The following is a 2,790-nucleotide window of genomic DNA, read 5'->3' as shown; positions in this document are numbered from 1 at the left end:
CCCCCTCGACCCCGATATGTCCCGTATAAGCGTAAGCCCGTGACGAATCAGGCGTTTTTCCAGTTTATCTGGTAAAATCAATGGTTTTCATGGCTTCGCGTCATTGCCCTTTGCCGGGCGATGGGTTCGAGATGCCGCTTTGGCAGGCTTGGTTGTTGCCAAGGCCAGAGTCGAAGCTCGTGCGAATGCGGGTATGAATACTGGTAAGAACGCTGGTAAGAATGCTGGTAAGAACGCGAGTATGAGTGCCGGCGAGAAAGCCGACAGCAGTTTGCATGAGCAATTGAAGCGCAGCGGGTTTGCAATAGCTGCGGTTCTCAGCGGTTGTTGAATACGAAGTTGTTCAATAGCAGTTTGGCATCGGATATGCGCCAAGTGCCGCCGGACCTGAGGTTTCAATATCGGGTTGTGGGGCAGGCAGGGTTGGAATGACCCGTGGCGCATCAATTTAGGTCGCAATATAGGGCGCTGCCCAGCATTGCTCCTTACGTGCAGTAGGGAAGCGGCTGGGCTCTGCGCAATATCGGTGGGCTGGGCGTGCAGCCCATTTTTTTTGAGTATATGGCTGATTTATTCGCATTGACCGAAGAGGCTCTGGCCGGCATGGACGTCGAACTCGTGGACGTCGAGCGTGCCGCCCTGGGCCTTTTGCGCGTAACGATCGATCGGGTCGGCGGTGTGCGCATCGAAGACTGTGAACAGGTTTCCCGCCAGTTGTCGCGGGTGTTCGAAGTCGAAAACGTCGACTACAAACGACTGGAAGTCGGTTCGCCGGGCATTGACCGCCCGTTGCGCAATGAAGCCGAATTCCGCCGGTTTGCAGGCGAGCGCATCGAAATCAAGCTGCGTGAGGCATTAGACGGACGTAAGGTTTTCTCCGGCACGTTGACCGTGCCCGAAGACGACGCCGCCGCCTCGGAAGCTGACGCTGGGATGCACAAGACCGTCTTCGGTCTCGAATTTGAGGCAAAAAAGAACGAAATCCAGGTGTTGAATTTCACGGTCGAGGATATCGAACGTGCAAAACTGGATCCCGTTCTGGATTTCAAGGGCAAAAAGCGATGAGTCGCGAAATTCTTCTGTTGGTCGATGCCTTGGCGCGTGAAAAGAACGTCACGCGTGACGTCGTGTTCGGTGCGCTGGAAAGTGCGCTGGCCTCGGCCATGAAAAAGCGCTTCAAGGATGATGCGGACATTCGTGTCGCCATCGATAGGGAAACCGGCGATCACGAGGGCTTCCGCCGCTGGCTGGTGGTGCCTGACGAAGCGGGCCTGCAAGAACCTGACAAGCAGGAAATGCTGTCGGACGCGCAAGAAATCGTTCCTGATATTCAGGAAGGTGAATACATCGAAGAGCCGCTTGAGCCCATCGAATTCGGCCGCATCGGCGCGCAGGCGGCCAAGCAGGCCATCTTGCAAAAGATCCGGGATGCCGAACGCGAACAGGTGCTGAACGACTTCCTGGACCGTGGCGAAACCATTGTGTCCGGCACGATCAAGCGCATGGACAAAGGCGACGCCATTGTCGAAACCGGCAAGATCGAAGCGCGCCTGCCGCGCTCCGAAATGATCCCGAAGGAAAACCTCCGGGTTGCCGACCGTGTCCGCGCCTACGTGTTGCGTGTTGACCACGCCGCGCGCGGCCAGCAAGTGATCCTGTCGCGCACCTCGCCCGAGTTCATTCGCCAGCTATTCGAGAATGAAGTGCCCGAAATCGAGCAGGGTCTGCTCGAGATCAAGGCTGCTGCCCGTGACGCGGGTGTGCGTGCCAAGATCGCCGTGGTGGCATACGATAAGCGTATCGACCCGATCGGCACCTGCGTCGGCATGCGCGGTTCGCGCGTCACCGCGGTTCGTAACGAGCTGGGTGGTGAACAGGTCGACATCGTGTTGTGGTCGGAAGACCCCGCGCAGTTTGTCATCGGCGCCTTGGCGCCGGCCAACGTCGAATCGATCGTCGTTGATGAAGACAAGCATGCGATGGACGTCGTGGTTGACGAAGAAAACCTGCCCAAGGCCATTGGCGCCAAGGGTCAGAACGTGCGCCTGGCGTCCGAGCTGACGGGCTGGCAGATCAACATCATGACGCCGGAAGAAAGCCTGAACCGCCAGGAAGTCGAGCGTTCGGGTCTGCGCACCACGTTCATGAGCAAGTTGGACGTTGATGAGGAAGTCGCCGACATCCTGATCGACGAAGGTTTTACCGGTATCGAGGAAATCGCTTACGTACCCATGCAGGAACTGCTGGAAATCGAAGCGTTTGACGAAGACACCATCAATGAATTGCGCGCCCGTGCCCGCAATGCGCTACTGACTGAGGCAATTGCCCAGGAAGAGCGCCTTGAGACCGCACAGGATTTGCTTGAACTCGAAGGCATGACGCAAGAACTGGCTGCGAAGCTGGCCGAGCGTCAAGTGCATACGCGTGATGATCTGGCCGAATTGGCAACGGACGAACTGGCGGAAATCGCCGGCTTGACCGAGCAGGAAGCCAGCGACCTCATCATGCGTGCCCGTGCCCATTGGTTCGACGAAGAATAACCAAAAGGACACGGGTCTGCGGTGGGTAGTGCTGGTTTCATCCACCGCAAGTTCACGTTGTTTGTAATAGCTGCATATAGGGAAGAGAGAGCCTAATGTCGAGTAACACCGTCGCCCAGTTCGCTACCGAGCTGAAAATGCCTGCCAATGTGCTGCTGGATCAGCTGCGCTCGGCTGGTGTTGACCTCAAATCGGTTGACGATTCCGTCACCGACAGCGACAAGGCGAAATTGCTCGAATCGCTGCGTGG

3 protein-coding genes are annotated in these 2,790 nt (G+C 57.2%); all 3 read left to right on the top strand.

Annotated elements, in window-relative coordinates:
- The first annotated feature begins 561 nt into the window (after positions 1-561).
- Complete coding sequence (rimP, locus tag ACNPP0_RS24355; RefSeq protein ID WP_104143179.1) at positions 562-1,065, top strand: ribosome maturation factor RimP; 504 nt, start codon at positions 562-564, stop codon at positions 1,063-1,065.
- The gene (gene nusA / locus ACNPP0_RS24350; protein ID WP_006218270.1) at positions 1,062-2,540 is read left to right on the top strand and encodes a transcription termination factor NusA; all 1,479 of its coding nucleotides are present in this window, start codon (positions 1,062-1,064) and stop codon (positions 2,538-2,540) included. The genes rimP and nusA overlap by 4 nt, the downstream gene beginning before the upstream one ends.
- A 95-nt stretch (positions 2,541-2,635) precedes the next feature.
- Positions 2,636-2,790 (top strand): translation initiation factor IF-2 N-terminal domain-containing protein (locus ACNPP0_RS24345; protein WP_448707276.1); only part of this gene is annotated, 155 nt, incomplete at its 3' end.

This window comes from Achromobacter semiaridum, from assembly GCF_053543755.1.
Note: the sequence above shows the minus strand (reverse complement) of the source record. Positions and strands in the feature narration are given on the sequence as shown.

Coding starts and splice junctions, on each gene's coding strand:
- nusA (WP_006218270.1), top strand. CDS start 1,062: ATGAGTCGCGAAATTCTTCTGTTGGTCGATGCCTTGGCGCGTGAAAAG.
- rimP (WP_104143179.1), top strand. CDS start 562: ATGGCTGATTTATTCGCATTGACCGAAGAGGCTCTGGCCGGCATGGAC.